The sequence below is a fragment of the Pleomorphovibrio marinus genome (assembly GCF_003347495.1).
Classification (GTDB): Bacteria; Bacteroidota; Bacteroidia; order Cytophagales; family Cyclobacteriaceae; genus Pleomorphovibrio; species Pleomorphovibrio marinus.
Genome location: NZ_QCXY01000003.1, coordinates 181,338 through 198,606 on the forward strand (window position 1 = coordinate 181,338; position 17,269 = coordinate 198,606).

Sequence of the window (17,269 nt, forward strand, 5' to 3'; positions counted from 1 at the left end):
AGCATGCAAAAGTACGGCATAAATCACGATTTCTTCGCATTTATCGCTTTTATTTCAGGCCCATTAAGGAGGAGTGTAATAGCCTGCAACTTTTCGAGTAGGAACCTCGTTCCATTAACTTTTCCAGAGGTAAGGAAAAAGTATAAAGCCAACGGCAACTACAATAGCGTCTATGGCCAACAAGGTAATCAATTTGTCCAAACTGACACTCAAGTCAAGTCCGTCAATGCTGTTTTTTGATATTCTTATGGCCATTAATAGTATGGGAATCAAGATAGGGAAGCTTAGGATGGCCATAAGGGTTCCATTATTCCCTGCCTTACTGGCAATAGAAGAGACCATGGTAAGACAGGCTGAAAAACCAATTGCTCCCAACAAGAGGTTTAGCAAAAAAAGCCAAATATCCTGCACAGGGTTACCCATAATGATACCGAAAACCAAAAAGCCCAGCAAAGAAAGAAACAAGGTGAGAAAAGTGTTGTACACCACCTTCGATAAAATGATGGCCTCCGGGGAAGCTATCATATAATAGTAGAGAAGCCTTCCCTGATGCTCCTGAATGAAACTTTTGGCCACTGCATTAATTGCAGAAAACAGAAGTATGATCCAAAAAAGGGCATTCCAAGTAGTGACGGCTAAACTGCCTTGTCCCATCCCAAAACTTAGGTAGGTGATGAAGACCGCACTGACTACATAAAGCAGTATACCGTTAAGTGCATATTTTTGCCTCCACTCCAATAGGGCTTCCTTACGAATCAGTAGTAGCACTTCCTTCCACATGGGTTCAGTGGGTTAATCTATCCATTCGAACCCCAGATAAGGTACCAGCACCTCGGGCATTCGGATTCCTTTACTTTCCTGTCTGTTTTCTAAAATTGCTGCCACAATCCTTGGTAGGGCAAGGGCACTTCCGTTTAAGGTATGGGCCAGCACTGTCTTTTTATCCTCACCCTTAAACCTCAATTTCAGTCGGTTTGCCTGGTAGGTCTCAAAATTACTCACGGAACTAACTTCAAGCCACCTTGCCTGACCCGCAGCATATACTTCCAAATCGTAGGTAAGTGCCGAGGTGAACCCCATGTCTCCACCGCATAATTTCAGAACCCTATATGGCAATTCCAGTTTATCCAAAAGCCCCTTGACATAATTTTTCATTTCTTCCAATGTGTCATAAGAATGGTCTGGATGGGTGATCTGTACGATTTCTACTTTATCGAACTGATGAAGCCTGTTTAGGCCCCTCACATGTGCTCCCCAGTTTCCGGCCTCCCTACGGAAGCAGGGAGTATACCCCACGTTTTTGATTGGGAGTTCTCGCGCCTGAAGGATTTCATCCCGGTACATATTAGTGATAGGAACCTCTGCGGTAGGGATCAGATAGAGATTTTCCCCTTTACACTCATACATTTGACCTTCTTTGTCAGGCAATTGCCCTGTGCCATACCCACTGGCTTCGTTGACCAAGACAGGGGGCTGTACCTCCTGGTACCCCATCTCCAATGCCTGGTCCAAAAAGTAATTAACGAGGGCGCGTTGCAGCCTAGCACCTTTTCCCTTATAAACAGGAAACCCCGCCCCCGCAATTTTGGCACCTAATTCAAAATCGATGATGTCGTATTTTTTGATCAACTCCCAATGAGGCAAACCCTGACCTTCACTCAAACTCGGCAACTTCCCTACCTCTTCCATGATTTCGTTATCCTCAGCGGATCTTCCGGAGGGAACCGTGAAATGGGGAATATTAGGAATAGCGTACAAAAGTTGGGTAAGAGCCAGCTCTGCCTTATTGTAATTATCCTCTAAGTCCTTTACTTGAGCCTTTATGGCTGCGGTTCTTTCTTTGATAAGTTCGGCTTTTTCTTTTTGCCCTGACTTCATCAGCATCCCGATTTCTTTGGAAATTGCATTTGATTCCGCCTGCAACCCATCCCTTTCTAGTTGGATATTTTTCCTTTCATCGTCAATTTGGAGTACCTCCTTTAGGGTTTTTTCAGGTTCTTGGATGTTTCGCTTTTCCAGACCTTCCAGAGCAGTATCAAAATTTTCCCTAATAAAATTTACTTGGAGCATTTCAACGGTATGGTTTTTAAAGTGGAGTGCAAAGATAAGGAATAGTTCCCGTGGCCTGCATCACTTCTCCCTATAATTTGTCACGGCAAACATCAGGAAGAGATCTATCCCTTTATCAAGGTTTGGTTTTGCCTTTGTTCAAATGCAGTTAAGAAAATTCACTTTCATCCATAACAATTAGGCAAAAGTTTGCGTTTATGAGAATGTTACTGTAATATTGTAACGTCTTAGCCATCTAAATCCCATCCCTGGAGATTTTAGTGTCAGCAAATACCTTTTTATCCAATCAAGAGTTACACTACTGATTTCATCAAATAATCATTCGAAATTATCTTCATTTAGCTTTTTATGTACAACATAGAAGAATTAAGAGTTAGGCTGTTGTCTGAACTTAAAGAAATAGCCGAGGAGTTGGGCGTAAAAAATTTCAAGTCCTTGAAAAAGGATGAGCTTGTCTATGCCATTCTGGACCAGCAAGCCATCACCCCAGAGAAATCTCTTCCAAAGAAAAAACCAACTAAATCTGAGGTCCAAGAACCTGAATCTGGACCAGCTCCAGAAGGATCCCCTGATTCTGAGGACTCTAAGAAACAAAAAAACACGGAGGATGCTGAGAAATCAAAGTTCAAACGTCAAAATGTTACGGAAATCCCCAAAGAAAAAAAAGAGCCGGAGCTGACTGAGAATAAAAAGGACATAGAGGAAAAAAAGCCTGCAAGCAAACCCAAGACAGAAAGGTCTCCTACTGAAAAACAAACTGAGGCAAGTAACAAGGCTACTTCAACGGAAAAAAAAGAAGATTCGCGGGAGAAGGATGCGAAGGATACCAAACCAAAACCTAATCGCCCTGAAAGCCAGAAACAAGATCTAAAGAAAGACAAAAACGAAGAAGAAAACAGAACCAGGAGTTTCAGGCCAAGGAGAAGGGCAGTGGTCGAAATTGAGGACACCAAACCCAATCTCCCTCAGGAACAGGAAGCTGACTTACCTAAAAGGAAAAACCTCAAGGACTCTGAAGAGCCCTCCTCAGCATCCGGCAATCCCTCCCCTGATGCACAGCCATACATGTCCAAAAAGAAAGTAGCTGTCACTATTAAGGACTTTGATGGCATTATAGAAAATGTAGGGGTGTTGGAGATCATGTCAGATGGTTACGGTTTTTTGAGATCCCTGGATTACAACTACCTTGCTTCCCCAGATGATATCTACGTGTCCCCTTCACAGATTAAACTTTTCGGGTTAAAAACCGGAGATAATATCAAAGGACAAATAAGACCTCCAAAAGAGGGGGAAAAATATTTTGCACTTTTAAAGGTGATTACCGTAAACGGAAAAACCACTGATGAAATCAGGGACAGGATTCCTTTTGAATACCTTACTCCATTGTTCCCTGAGGAAAGACTGAAACTCACCACCAAACCCGACAATTATTCCACGAGGATAGTGGATTTATTTGCCCCCATCGGCAAGGGGCAAAGGGGAATGATAGTTGCCCAACCAAAAACTGGCAAAACAGTACTGCTGCAAAAAATCGCAAACGCCATCGCCGAAAATCACCCGGAAGTACACCTGATGATCCTTCTTATTGACGAAAGACCAGAGGAGGTGACCGACATGGCCAGGTCCGTAAAAGCAGAAGTGATCTCCTCCACCTTTGACGAGCAAGCCGAAAGGCATGTAAAAGTGGCCTCACTGGTACTTGAAAAAGCCAAAAGAATGGTAGAGTGTGGACATGATGTGGTGATATTACTGGATTCCATTACCAGGCTAGCCAGAGCCCACAATACGGTAGTACCTTCTTCGGGAAAAATCCTTTCCGGTGGTGTGGATGCAAATGCGCTTCATAAACCAAAGCGTTTCTTTGGAGCAGCAAGAAATGTGGAACACGGAGGATCTCTTACCATAATCGCTACGGCACTAGTAGAAACCGGTTCTAAAATGGACGAAGTAATCTTCGAAGAATTCAAGGGAACAGGCAACATGGAGCTTTCCTTGGACAGAAAACTCTCCAACAGGAGAATCTACCCTTCCATCGATGTACCAGGATCTGGCACCAGAAGAGAAGACCTGCTGATGGACAAAGAAGAAATGCAGAGGATTTGGATCCTTCGAAAACTAATGTCCGACATGACCTCCCAGGAAGCTATGGAATTTTTGCTGCAACGAATGCGGGGCACTAGAGACAACTCAGAGTTTCTCATCAGTATGAACGGATAAAAAAGACAAGACAATCAAAAACCCAAGTCATTCGCTTGGGTTTTTTTATGCGTTTTTTTAACTGTGAACAACTTTTTATTTAGGTATAAATTTTTAAACCCTTATTATTTGTATTTTGACACCTATTTAATGCATTTTGAACGATTAAAAAAATTGGTTCGGATGTGATTACGTAATTTTGAAGCAAATAAAGATTTTTATCCATATTTGCTATGACACACCGGATCATCAAAACAGCGAAACCTACTCCATTCAGTGCTATAATTATATTGTTTATTTGCAGTATTTTTTTATCCCAAATAGATGTTGCACATGCACAAACTTTTGCAAGCACAAAGAATGGAGATTGGCAAGACCCAAGCACATGGAGTGTTCCATCCAGTTGCAACCCAAATCCCAGCACAGGTTTTCCTCCTATATCCAAGGATTGGGGCTGTGGGGTGAAAGCCACTATTCTGCACGAAGTGACCTTTAACGGCAACGCTAACAATTTTGGCAATGGCGCATTCAATGAGGTGGAAATCAAAAATGGCGGAAACCTAACCTTTACAGGAAATATTACCGTGGAGGGCGGAGGTTCCATTCCAGTTTTTAAAATGGAAAATGGTGCATATCTCCAAATAAATGGAACTCTTACCCTTAATAGGGGCGTAAATATTGTTATCCCGAGTGGTGCTAAAATGGTGGTTAAAGACTTGGTTATTGGGGACAACAGGCCTACTATAACCGTGCAGGACGGAGGAGAACTTGTGGTTCTGAACTCCACTCAGCTAAGAGACAGAAGCACGCTGAACGTGGATGGTAAATTCGTTACGAAAGAGCTGCAGTTTACGTCTGGAGGAACCATAAATGGCAACGGCGGTAATTCTAGCATAGAAGTATTGGGAGATCTTGGTGTGACAAATGGTAAATTCAACTTGAGCAATGGAGCTAACCTTAAAGTCCAAGGAAAAACCGACGTAGGGCAAAGCGGGGAAATCAATTTAACACATACTTCCTCTGTCAATTTTGGGGATGATGTTCGAATCCCAAACGGAGCAAGTGTGAAAATGTCGAATAATAGCACCGTACTTATACAGGGGGACTTGGAGTTAGATGGTGGTGGACTATTTGAAATGAGAAACAATACAGAAAGTGTGATTACAGGAAACGTGACCTTTTCAAATGGAAAAATCAACACCTCCAACTTCGCAGAGATATTTGTGGGCGGTTTCCTATCTGCCTCAAATGGAGCCGAAGTAAATATGGGAAATAATTCCTCTGTAAACATATGCGATTATCAAAACTCAACCCAAGCCGATAGCCACCATATCAGGACTAGTCAAAACACCTACTTTGGACAAGGTTGTTTTACACTTCCTGTTGCCTGGGAAAAATTTGAGTCAAGTGTGGACAAGCAACAGAATATCATCCAACTGACTTGGACCACCACTAGTGAACGTGAAAACAGTCACTTCATCATAGAAAGATCTCCTAGCGGAGTAGACAAATTTGAAGAGGTTGGGGAGAAATTGGCAGCAGGCTGGTCATCAGAAACCCTATATTACAGCTTCAATGAAAGTCTGAACCAAGTAGCCAAATACGGTGGATCACAGGTTTTCTATCGAATAAAGCAGGTGGATTTCAATGGCCAATCTCAATACAGTCCAGTAATTAGGGTATCAATTCCTAAGGAAAAAACTGCAAAAAACCAATGGACCGTTTATCCAAACCCTACAAATGGCACTCAACTACACCTTGAAAGATTAAGTAAGGGTGAAACCAACAATGTGACTTTCTCGGCTAGGATAATCAATATCCCTAATTCCGAAAAATTAACTTCCAGTGACTTAAGTGTCTTGGAACTTCATTTAAAAGAAGAAATGAAGAAAGCACCAAAAGGCATATGCGTCATCGAATTGGTTTCAGGGGAGGAGATAAGCCATATCAAGGTATTGAAAAATTAATCTAGTGGATTAGGGAAAAAATTTTATATCATTAATCAGGGAAATTTATTGTATCCCATACTAGCCAAGATCTATATTTTCTATATTCAAAGATAAACTTTTACTATAAAAAGGGTCTTAGCAGACCATCCTCCCAATGTGAAAAACAAAGAGAGAAAAATAGTTTTTATATGAATTTCATTTTTTTATATTTGTATTACATTTATATTGATGCAAAATATATTCGCTCAGATGTTCCCTAGATTTCTTTTTTTGCTGATAGTCACTGGACTTACTTTCACTTATCCTCATTTGTTTGCGCAAGAATATATATTTGCAAAGGAACAGCAGGGATGTGATGGGGATTGGTATAATCCCAGTTGTTGGCAAATTAATTTGGAAAACTCTCCATCTGGGTGTACACCAAATGGGGATTTTCCAGCATTTAACCCGAGCGGTTGCCCCGTGAATGTCATCATAAATGACGACCTCACATTAGACCAATCTGTCACTCTTGGTGGCAGCTTCACTTCCATTGAGGTTAGAGATGGTGCTACTTTAACCTTTTCAGATAACCTAGACATAACCTCTGGAAACACAATTGAAATTATCACGGAAAATCACGGACAAGTAGAAATTAAAGGCATTGTGAACTTAGAGCAATCGACTAACCAAAACCCCAGAACAGTTTTAAAAATAAATGGAGATGGATCGGGAAGGGTTATTGTAAGCGAACTGGACCTGAACGGATTTAGTACACTAGAGGTAGCTGAAAAAGGCAATTTTATTTCGTATGATGAAATCCGTTATAATGGAAACAGCACCAAAATAGATGTCTATGGGAGCTTTAAGGCCAATAAACTAGATCTTCGAGGAGGAAATAACCAGTCCTTTAATGGATATGGAAATGCCCCAATCGTTATAGATGACGACGTTACTGTTGCTGGTAGTTCCGGCTTTAGTTTTGGAGGTGAAAGTAATATTGAATTTGGAGGAAACCTCAGAATAGATGGTAATGCAAAGGTAACCGTAGAAGAAAACGCACAGCTTTTCATTTGTGGCTCCATAATAGGAAAAGAGGTTGTGATAAAAGACAACGGGACAGTGGTGGAAAATGGATGCACCATACTTTCCATGGAAATTTTGGAGGTAGACCTGCAATACCTATCAGAATCAAATCACGTGAAAATTGAATGGACAATAGACAACATTCAGGATGAGGCTGAAATAATCTTGGAGAGAAGTCAAAATACCCATTTCGATGAAATGGAAGTTATTTTTTCTAAAAGGTTTCCTGAAACAAATAACATAATTTCAGGCACCTATACGGATACAAGATTGCCATTTAATACCAGTATGCTTTATTATAGAGTCAAGGCTCTCCCTAAAGATTCCGAAGATTGGATAGAAAGCGAAATCCAAAGAATCCCCGTTTCACAAGGAATAATGAAAACAGATACCTGGGCGCTAGCACCAAACCCCTCAGTAAACAGCTCTGCCAATCTAATTCTTATGGATGCCAAAAACTACACAGAAGGAGAACCAATTGGGGTTGAACTGACTACCAGTGAAGGAAAAAAAGTGCTTTCCATCCAAAGGAATTCCCTTCCTGCCATAAACGACTCCCTTAAATCGGCAATTTCCGGTCTTTCCCAATCTTATTTAATCGTACGGGTGAATTGGAGGGGCAGAAGTCAGGTTTTAAAATTGATCCTTTAGAAATAAGCCTCCAGTTTTATTTTAAAATTTCCCGTCAAAAATTTATATTTGGATTAACCCACCAAATACTTTTATGAAGCCAATAGACGTCCTGAAGGATTTTTACGGATTCAGCTCCTTCCGGGGAAACCAAGAAGCCGTTATTGCCAATGTTTTAGATGGCAAGGATACCATAGCCTTGATGCCAACAGGTGCCGGTAAATCGGTATGTTATCAAGTACCAGCAATGCTCCAATCGGGGGTAACTTTGGTAATATCACCTTTGATAGCTTTGATGAAAGACCAAGTGGATGGCCTTAACAACATCGGGATTTCGGCAGCATTCCTCAATTCCACACAGGCTCTCTATGAACAAAGAGCCATATCTGATAGGGTGCTATCGGGGGATATTAAGCTTCTTTACCTAGCCCCTGAAAGGCTGTTTTCAGAAAGCAACCAAACCTTGGACTTGTTGAAAAAATCCCAAATCTCTCTTGTTGCAATAGATGAAGCGCACTGTGTATCTCAATGGGGGCATGATTTTAGGCCAGAATACCTGAATATAGGAAAGCTGAGAGACGAGTTACAAAAGGTGCCTTTTTTGGCCCTGACTGCCACCGCGGATCAACTAACCAGAAAGGATATTGCCAACAAACTAAGGCTTCATGAACCAAAATGGTTTATTTCCTCCTTCGACAGACCCAACATCAGCTACAAGGTGGTTCAGAGAAGTGACGGTATCCATCAACTATTGGAATTTTTGGGCCAAAGAAGGAAGGAGACGGGAATCATTTACTGCTTGTCCAGAATGAATGTGGAAGAAACAGCTAAGGTGTTGCAAAATGAGGGGTTTCGAGCCTTGCCCTATCATGCTGGCCTCGAACGGGTCACAAGGCAGAAGCACCAAGAAGCATTTATTAAGGATGAAGTAAACATTATTGTAGCCACTATCGCCTTTGGAATGGGAATAGACAAATCCAACGTTCGTTTCGTGGTACATATGAATATGCCCCAAAACATCGAATCCTATTATCAGGAAACAGGAAGGGCAGGTAGGGATGGGCTGGCTAGTGAGGCCGTACTTTTCTTCAGTTTTGGGGACAATATCACCCTTTCTAGGATGATAGAAAAATCCGATAATCCCGCTTACATCAAAACCATGAAGACAAAATTGGCCACTATGGTGAGATTTTGTCAAACCCAACAGTGTAGGAGAAGGTTTCTGTTAAACTACTTCGACGAAAAAACCATAGAGGATTGTGGAAACTGTGATATCTGCCTTGACAAAGGCCATAAGGCCGATATGACCGTCTATTCACAAATGATGCTGTCTGCAATTGCAAGACTACAGGAAAGGTACGGATTGGGTTACGTGATTTTGATCCTCAGAGGCTCCAATGCGGCAAAAATAGCCGACAGGGACAAAGAATTATCTGTGTATGGAATAGGAAAAGATCAGCCTGAATCTTTTTGGAAAACCCTCGGCAATCAATTATTGGTAGAAGGTTATATTGAACCTAGGGACACGGAGTATCCCACTTATGCACTCACGGAATTGGCTTGGCAAAAACTAAAACAGAAAGATAAGATTTTTCTCTCCATGCAAAAGGTGGACCTAGGCGCCAAAAAATCCGAAGGGTATGACGCTAATCTCTTTGAAAGGTTAAAAAACTTAAGGTTTAGCCTTTCGAGAAAACTGAACCTTCCCCCCTACCTGGTATTCTCTGATGCCACTTTGACGGAGATGGCTAGGTATTACCCCTTGGACAAGACCTCCTTACTAGCGGTAAACGGTGTGGGCCAAACAAAAGCTGAAAACTACGGAGAGGACTTCCTTAAGGTGATCCATCAATATGTTGAGGAAAACGACATTCCTGTCACCAGTATCCGCGGTTCTTCGGAGGGGTCAGGAAGGTCCAGAACCCAAGACCATTTTGGAAAAGTGCGAAGTAAAGGCCTCGGGACCGCTACGGAAACCTTACGGCTTTTGAAAGAGGGCCTGAGCTTGGAGCAAATCGCAGAGAAACGGAAACTTGCCTCAACCACCATAGAATCCCATATCATAAAGCTGGTAGAAGCAGGTCTGATTTCCAGGACTTCCTTCATAGATCAGGGAAGCATTGATGAGATCATCAAGCAGCAAGAAATAAACCAGAATACATTCCTAAAACCCCTCAAAGAGCATTTTGGCGAAAAATATAGCTACTTTCAGTTAAGAATTGCCACTTGTAAAATTTGGAAAAGTGACGAAAAAGAGCATTCTGTTTAACCAAAAAAAGAAAAATATTAAACAAAATGGTAAAAAAATACCCCGATCGGGGTATTTTTTCTTATTCTCACATTGAATACCTTTGTTATGGGTGATTAAGCAACTTTTTCGACTTTTATTTTACAGCGAAAGCTATAAGGCCAAGACTCTCATTTTTTGGCCTTATTTTTTTGCTCAATCCCTTTAATTACTTCAACCAAGCAAGACTTATTTCGTCGGGAGTCTTCATCCTATCCGCAAGCCTCATATACCTTTGGGAAAGCCCTGCAAGATAATCTTGGGCCTTGGCAGCCACACCATTTAGGCCGGTTACCGTTTCCACTTTCCAAAGTTTTACCAGATGGTCTATAATTCTTGCATAATCCCATCCAGTATAAATGCCCACCTTTTGGGTAATTGCAGAAAACTGGTCAAAAATGGTTGGGTTCGGACCGCCTTTGCCCATCAAAACAGCAGGCATAACGATCTGCTTGCGCATCATTTTCTCGAAGGCCAGCATAGCACCCTCAGGGTCAATTTCAAAAACTCTCTGCATAAAAGATTTGTAGGCTTTCTCATGCCTAGCTTCATCACCAGCAATTTGTTTGCAGATCCTACCCAAAACAGTATCGCCAGCTTTGTCAGCCAACTTCCCTGTATTCACGTGGGAAATTTTAGTAGCCCTTTCCTGAAAAGAGGTATAGATAATAGCCTGATAGGGATCGCTTTCTGATCTTGGATCAAACCCATTATAAATTAATCTATGTATGGTTTGCTCCACTTGGCGCATATCCGCACGACCGGAAAGATAAAGATACTTGTTGAGAAGATCTCCATGTCTGTTTTCTTCCGCAGTCCATGCTCTGGTCCACCTTACCCACCCATTGGGACTGGTAAGGTTTTTATCCTCATTGACCCCCTCCAGCATATTGAAGTAAGTCTGATAACTGGGAAGAGCCTCTTCAGTGATCATGTTCCCAATAAGGGAGGTAATTATGGTATCTGGAATACCCTCTGCTCTTTCCCTAAGCAATTTCACCTGATCCAAAGCGTCAGGTTGAGCCATATCTGGTAAAAAGTCAGTTGGTTGCCAACAATCATCCGGATCCAAAAGCACAGTATCAACGGTGTTGCCTACAAATTCATTTAATTGGGAAATGACCTCCGCATTTTTTTCCAACTCGTAATTTATATTTTCTGAATTATTCATAACCAATTTTAGAAGTGATGATACTTAATCAGGTGTATTTCCCTAGGGTAATTTAGAAATCCACCACAAAAAGAAACCTTATTAATTAAGCCTACTATTATAACATCAAAAGTAAGCTTTAAATTCATTCCGATCCAGATCCACCTCTAAAAACAGGAATACCTGAAACAACTTAGCGTGGTTTCGTGACGGTTTGAATTTCAATATTCAAATTTAAAAGAAAAATCTGAAGTGTAAAGCCTAGTCACATCTTCTTTTGGCATCAGGGGCGGGAGTAGCCCCCACTATCTGGTTTCAAACTTGTCTTCCTTAAAAATAGGGGCCTTTTTGGGAGGTAGCATTAGGCTATTGTCCCAGGTAGGCACCACCTTCTGCACGTTTCGCTCATCCAGGGAAGTGGTTTCGATAAAGTACCAATTACTTCTTTGGTCAGTAGCCACGGCAATGAGTGTTGTCTCAGAAATGAGTATGCCCCCCGGAACCTTACTTTTGATGACTACGGGAACAAGGGCATGAATTTCTTCCTTTACCTTTACATGGTTTATTGGGAACCTTAATTCCAGCCCCTGAAAGACCTGACCCTTTTCAAGCTGGGTTTGCTGAATACCCTGAAGTATCCGTTTCATTGCAGGCCTACCTCCAGCTTTTTCCACCAAGGCGGGATAGGTAAAATCCAAGAGAACATCCTGATCATGATGCTTAAGTGCATATGCATAAATCTGCGCGGCGACCTTAATCTCTTCCTCCACTTGGGCAAGGCTTATGGAACCAGTGATAAGGATAATAATGAGCGAATGGGTAAAAATCTTGACCATATAAAAACAATTATTTTGGCTCTAAAATAGCCTATTCTTTGAAAATACACCTTACCTACCCACATAAAATTTTACTGCTCTATGGACAAAGCAGAAAAGGATATAAGTTCTCCATTTTCTAGGGTATAAACGATTTCAATAGGGTTGCAGCAAACCTCACAGTCTTCGATATATTCCTGATGCTGCACACTTGGGTCCAAAAGCATGGATATTTCTGAAAGGCAATAGGGGCAATGGAAAAAATGTGTCAACTCCATAATAGTAGGTTTCTTTGGTTTAGGCAATTTAAATATCATAATTTAATCAATGATTGCTAAGGCAACAGATGAGTTTAGCCATGGTTACGCAAACCGTTGGGTTGCGGAGGAGCGAATGGATGGTCTAAATATGCGAATAAATGAAGGAAAGGTAAAACAAAAGGTTGTCCAGCTGCAAAAAAAAATAGGGGCCATCACCATACTGATCAGTAATCCCCCATCTGTGCATCAGTAGCTCAAAATGCATTCTTCATTGGTAGAAAAAACAAACTTTTGCAACACCTATTTGTTTTCTTCCATGCCAAATTACCTATGCAATCATTTGTAGCAGGAGTGCCTTGGAGGGATGAGCGTGACCTTAGGACTCTCGTAGAAAACCGGACCACTTACACGCTGCAAGATTGTGAACTGAACATTTTTGAGACTCACCAGAGGGCCTCTGCGGTGAATTTAAGTTTTGGGGACTTGGTACTGACCACTATGTTAAAAGGGGAAAAGATCATGCATCATGCTGGAAAAATCTTATCAGCGATTGGCTAACAATAATGGAATAACCCACCTGTTAAGTTACATCAAAGAAAATATCCGCGAAACCTTCAACTTGGAGCAAATAAGTGAAAAGGCCTGCATGAGCAAGGCGCATTTTTGCAGGATGGTCAAGCAGGAACTAGGCATTACCCCCATGGTTTATATATTACAGGAAAGACTTACCCTGGCCAAAAAACACCTTCAAATGGGGAAGTACCAAATCCAGGAAGTTTGCTACCTCTCAGGCTTTAACAATCCCACCTAATTTTATCCGATCTTTCAAACAAGAATACGGAAAAACGCCCAAGGTATTTAAGGAGAGTTGGGGATGACCCTAAAAGAAGATTTATTATCTGTCCTAAGGGTCATCCCCATCTCCAATAAAACAATCAAAAAGAGAGAAGTACCTTTTTAAGCTATTTGGTTGTCACCAATTCGTAATGTTCAAGGCTTTGATAGAAATCTTCAATCACAGCGTCACGGTCGAAATTTTCCCACAAAAGGATTTTCCTGGAGTTTTCCGGTCTTTCCACCCATTGATTATCAATAAGTATAGGTGCGGAAATGGAGCGGCTCTCACCCCAATCGGGATTTTTTAGGATGGCTGCCGCCACCATGTCGAATAAGGCCCTTGAGGGTGGGTCACCGTGATAATCTATGTGTTCGAAAAGATTTACCGCATAATCTCCAAAAGTGTGGAATTCCCCACCATGGCGGCCAACTATCGGATCCTCTATCTTAGGTCCTTTTCCTGGCATGGTAGTGTTGATATCTTCTTGAGTGACCCTCACCGCGTCGGTACCACTAGGCTCTCCATACCTTACCGTCACCATCTCAAAGGGCACTTTGGTGTTTAATACATAATTCATGGAGACAGTGTCATTATCCTGATTGTACTCACCAGGTTTAGGGTAATTGGATCCCAACCAAACCACCCGCATTTTTTCAGAAATTCCAGGGTCCTTTTCCAAGGCCAGTGCAACGTTGGTCAATTTTCCTACTGCAAGCAGAATTAACTCCTCTTCATGATTCCTGTTGGCATGATCAATGATAAAATCCACCCCATCTTTACCGTCAAAATCAGCTGTTCCAACTTTTTCGCGAATGGTTTCAAAGTTTCCGTCTGCTCCTTTCAACAAGGGGATTTTCCCGTGGCGCTGCCCAAGTTGCAAAATACGCTTTGCTTCCTCATAGTGTTCATCGATGTTACCACCATTCCGGGTGGCATTTACCGTCACCCCTTCAAGGTCAAATACACCACCGTTTACCAACAGATACATCAGCGCAAACTGATCATCCAACTCATTATTGGCGTCTGTGTCGTAAATGAGCCTTACTTTTTGGCTTTGCTCCACTTGGCTTTCTACTTTTTTTTCTGTTTGGCAAGCCACCAAAAGGAGTATTGCCACCCCAGCAAGTAGTTGGGATTTGATCATTTTTAAGGATTCTTTTGTTAGTGTTTTCATATTTGAATTATTTTTTTGGGTACTACCTTGTTTCATTGGGCAAGCCTCATCGTATGAATGGACCTGTGAGCCAAATTTTTAGCCCAGGAAGCTGAAAAATTTTCTTTACTTAGATTTCCTCCACCCCCCATAAGGCCACCATGGGTTGTGGTAGTAGGGGGATTCCACGACGATTTCTTTTCCTTCCCAATTATAGGTCAGCCTTGCATTGATCCAATGGTCTGATTCAAGAAGCTTTTCATCCAATTTTAGAGAGGCAGGCACTTCTGTAAGTGTAGAGAAGGTTTGATGGTTAACAATCCATTCAAATTTACTTACTTCTATGGATTCAGGGCCTCCATCTATTTTCACCTCTATACTTTCCCCTATTTTTTCCGAAAAAATCAAGTCAATGGCTGGTGTCCCCACATGTCCCGTGATTTTAGCCAGTAGCTCAAAAAAGTCTCTTTTACGATCAGAGGAAATTTGCCAATTTACCGGTACCCCTTGATATCCTTGGTTGAATTCATAATTTTCCTCTGGTCTGCGGAAATCAAAAAAGCCCCAACCTGTATAGGATTTAACGCTAGCCACAAAATTATTCCCCGATTCATCCCATCCCTGATCTGGGTTTCTCCAAGGAATATCATCCTCGTTATTGACTAACGGCTTGGGAGTATAGACCTCCTTTTTCCGAATTTCCTCTGATATCTCTACAATTCTATCTGGCTCTTGTACACCGTTACCATGGATGAGCACAAAATCAGAAACCTCCACAATATTGTCTGTAGGGACCCACCCCCCCGCAAGGGAGGTAGATACATATAAGGATCGGCCATCTACCTCAATCCCTTTGGCCAATGCAATAAGCTCATGTACACGATCGCATTTTAAAATGGCGTGGTCGTATGCTCCTCCTGTACACTCATTGTTGATTTCGATCAACACATGGGTATATCCACGTAGGAGGACCCAACGGGTGGCATCGGCCACGGCCTTTTTTACAGCTTTTTCGTCCTGTAACGTGCCGTCCTCACCAAAATAAAACAACCCCAATATTACCACCATTCCCAATTCATCAGCCCTATCCAGGATTCGTGCTGCCCTTTGCATAAATGGATCCCTGAGTGAACCATCAGGGTTAAATGCTGAATTGTCCCATGGGAAACCGCTGCAATACCCATAAGGGCACCCCCCTTGTAGATTCAAGGTGAACCCTAACAGCCCATTTGCCCTCCAGGAGGCCATGGCCTGAACAAACTCATCTGTATTCCGGTCAGGGTCCCATTTTTCCGTATCTGGATAAGCCCATTGTGCCCGGGTAAGTGGATTCAAATCATCAAAGACACCCTGAACCATCCGGGAATTCATCAATAATCCTTCTATCGGATACTCTTCTCCATAAGAGGTTTTCCAAACCCGCCCCTCATAAGTAGGCGTACCATTGATCAAAAATTTTTCCCCATCAATGCTTACTGTTGTTTTTTTAGATGGGGATGAAGGTTCAATAGATTGCCCTAAAGTGGGAAGGACAGAACTAATTAGCAACAACACAATAACTATGTGTACATAATATCTGCTAAGACCAAAGATGAAATTGAATGCTACCATAACATTATTTATTCTAATTGAAATTTCTCAACGTTGATAGGTACTTGCTTTTTCGATAAAATCGAGCCTGCCTGGACGGCAGTCAGGCATGACGAGCACGTCACACACTGGGATGATTATAGACTGCGAGATTCCCCCGAAACGAGTTCCCCGAATCAAGTTCGGGGCAGGCAGGGGCAGGCTATCTGACCGCTGAAAAGAAATTATAAACAGATGAAAAGGAAAACAGGGCATAAATTGGCTATACGCACCTACCCCATCCTTCCTATAACTCCCTCCAAAAAGGAATGGAAGATTGGGCGCCCATTTTTGTGACCGTTTGAGCAGCAGCCTTATTGGCAAAAGCCAGGGCATCCTTGAGTGACCATTTTTTTGCAATTGCCACTGCTAAGGCACCGTTAAACGTATCTCCCGCAGCAGTAGTGTCCACTGCCTTTACCTTGGGTGCAGGAAGTTGGATTTCCTCATTCCCATCATAAAGAAAGGCCCCGTCTGCACCAAGCGTAATGATTACCACCTTCACCCCCTTCCTTAAGAACCATTCTGCAGCCATTTTTGAAGACTTCTCATCAGTTACCTTAATTCCTGTGAGGATCTCGGCTTCTGATTGATTGGGAGTGATCATGTATAGGGATTTATAAAGATCATCAGGGAGAGGAACAGCAGGAGCGGGGTTTAGTATGGTTTTTTTTCCCATTTCATAGGCCCTGGCTAATGCAAAAGAAATGGTTGATAAGGGGACTTCCAATTGTGCCAGCACTATTTCGGCAGATTCTATCAAGCCCATCCTTTTTTCCAGATCCTCCCGGCTCAAGGCCATGTTGGCACCCGGAGCTACTACGATGCAGTTTTCCGCAGACTTGTCTACCGTAATTTGAGCGACCCCGGAGGGCTCTTCTGGGTCAATTGCCACACCCGTGGTATCTATGCCTTCATTTTTAAGGTTTTGAATGGCCTGCTGGCCAAAAACGTCTTGCCCTACCTTGGAGATGAAAGCCACCTCACCCCCGAGTCGCGCAGCAGCTACTGCCTGATTAGCTCCTTTTCCACCGGGGTTCATCAAAAACGTGCCCCCAATTATGGTCTCTCCGGGTGCGGGAAAGTGATCAGCCACGATCACCATATCGGTGTTGGTACTTCCAATTATTAGAATTTTACCCATGATCAATGATAGTTAGAAACCTATTTTGAGAAAGTTAACCTAAGTTTTGATAGGATAGGAAACAATTTTAGATCAAATTTATG

General features: G+C 42.2%; 15 protein-coding genes. 7 read left to right on the forward strand and 8 right to left on the reverse strand.

Translation table 11 applies throughout. From position 1 onward, the window contains the following. Positions 1–114: 114 nt before the first annotated feature. Positions 115–780 (reverse strand): heme exporter protein CcmB, encoded by a 666-nt coding sequence (locus DB520_RS09935; RefSeq protein ID WP_114749570.1) that lies wholly within the window; start codon positions 778–780, stop codon positions 115–117. Positions 781–792: 12 nt separating this feature from the next. Then, positions 793–2,070 (reverse strand): serine--tRNA ligase, encoded by a 1,278-nt coding sequence (serS, locus tag DB520_RS09940; RefSeq protein WP_114749571.1) that lies wholly within the window; start codon positions 2,068–2,070, stop codon positions 793–795. Between the two features lie 348 nt (positions 2,071–2,418). Between serS and rho the strand changes: the two genes are divergently transcribed. From rho to recQ, 4 genes are all read left to right on the forward strand, one after another. Next, on the forward strand, positions 2,419–4,287 hold the full coding sequence (gene rho / locus DB520_RS09945) for a transcription termination factor Rho (protein WP_114749572.1): 1,869 nt from the start codon (positions 2,419–2,421) through the stop codon (positions 4,285–4,287). 212 nt (positions 4,288–4,499) lie between these two features. Beyond that, positions 4,500–6,233: a fibronectin type III domain-containing protein gene (locus DB520_RS09950; RefSeq protein ID WP_114749573.1), complete on the forward strand. Its 1,734-nt coding sequence runs from the start codon at positions 4,500–4,502 to the stop codon at positions 6,231–6,233. Between the two features lie 210 nt (positions 6,234–6,443). After that, on the forward strand, positions 6,444–7,931 hold the full coding sequence (locus DB520_RS09955; protein WP_157972004.1) for a hypothetical protein: 1,488 nt from the start codon (positions 6,444–6,446) through the stop codon (positions 7,929–7,931). 73 nt (positions 7,932–8,004) lie between these two features. Next, a complete protein-coding gene (gene recQ, locus DB520_RS09960) occupies positions 8,005–10,179 on the forward strand; it encodes a DNA helicase RecQ (protein WP_114749575.1) in 2,175 nt (724 codons plus the stop codon). 187 nt (positions 10,180–10,366) lie between these two features. On the opposite strand, the gene DB520_RS09965 is transcribed toward recQ, so the two are convergent. The 3 genes from DB520_RS09965 to DB520_RS09975 form a co-directional block, all read right to left on the reverse strand. Continuing rightward, entirely contained in the window at positions 10,367–11,368 is a 1,002-nt protein-coding gene (locus tag DB520_RS09965) for an acyl-ACP desaturase (protein ID WP_114749576.1), read from the reverse strand. A gap of 284 nt (positions 11,369–11,652) precedes the next feature. Beyond that, entirely contained in the window at positions 11,653–12,183 is a 531-nt protein-coding gene (locus DB520_RS09970) for a hypothetical protein (protein ID WP_114749577.1), read from the reverse strand. A gap of 71 nt (positions 12,184–12,254) precedes the next feature. After that, complete coding sequence (locus DB520_RS09975) at positions 12,255–12,440, reverse strand: CPXCG motif-containing cysteine-rich protein (RefSeq protein WP_114749578.1); 186 nt, start codon at positions 12,438–12,440, stop codon at positions 12,255–12,257. A gap of 49 nt (positions 12,441–12,489) precedes the next feature. On the opposite strand from DB520_RS09975, the gene DB520_RS09980 reads away from it, so the two are divergent. The 3 genes from DB520_RS09980 to DB520_RS27545 all read left to right on the forward strand — a co-directional run bounded on the left by DB520_RS09980 (position 12,490) and on the right by DB520_RS27545 (position 13,233). After that, the gene (locus DB520_RS09980; RefSeq protein WP_114749579.1) at positions 12,490–12,675 is read left to right on the forward strand and encodes a hypothetical protein; all 186 of its coding nucleotides are present in this window, start codon (positions 12,490–12,492) and stop codon (positions 12,673–12,675) included. A gap of 77 nt (positions 12,676–12,752) precedes the next feature. Continuing rightward, positions 12,753–12,980: a hypothetical protein gene (locus DB520_RS27540; RefSeq protein ID WP_317047754.1), complete on the forward strand. Its 228-nt coding sequence runs from the start codon at positions 12,753–12,755 to the stop codon at positions 12,978–12,980. Further along, positions 12,949–13,233 (forward strand): helix-turn-helix transcriptional regulator, encoded by a 285-nt coding sequence (locus DB520_RS27545; RefSeq protein WP_317047755.1) that lies wholly within the window; start codon positions 12,949–12,951, stop codon positions 13,231–13,233. The genes DB520_RS27540 and DB520_RS27545 overlap by 32 nt, the downstream gene beginning before the upstream one ends. Before the next feature lie 151 nt (positions 13,234–13,384). Here the strand turns inward: DB520_RS27545 and DB520_RS09990 are convergent, their stop codons facing one another. From DB520_RS09990 to rbsK, 3 genes are all read right to left on the reverse strand, one after another. Next, a complete protein-coding gene (locus tag DB520_RS09990) occupies positions 13,385–14,434 on the reverse strand; it encodes a nucleoside hydrolase (protein WP_232834909.1) in 1,050 nt (349 codons plus the stop codon). 105 nt (positions 14,435–14,539) lie between these two features. Then, a complete protein-coding gene (locus tag DB520_RS09995) occupies positions 14,540–16,024 on the reverse strand; it encodes a hypothetical protein (RefSeq protein WP_198675287.1) in 1,485 nt (494 codons plus the stop codon). A 265-nt stretch (positions 16,025–16,289) separates the two neighbouring features. Then, positions 16,290–17,186: a ribokinase gene (rbsK, locus tag DB520_RS10000; RefSeq protein WP_114749580.1), complete on the reverse strand. Its 897-nt coding sequence runs from the start codon at positions 17,184–17,186 to the stop codon at positions 16,290–16,292. Positions 17,187–17,269: the final 83 nt, after the last annotated feature.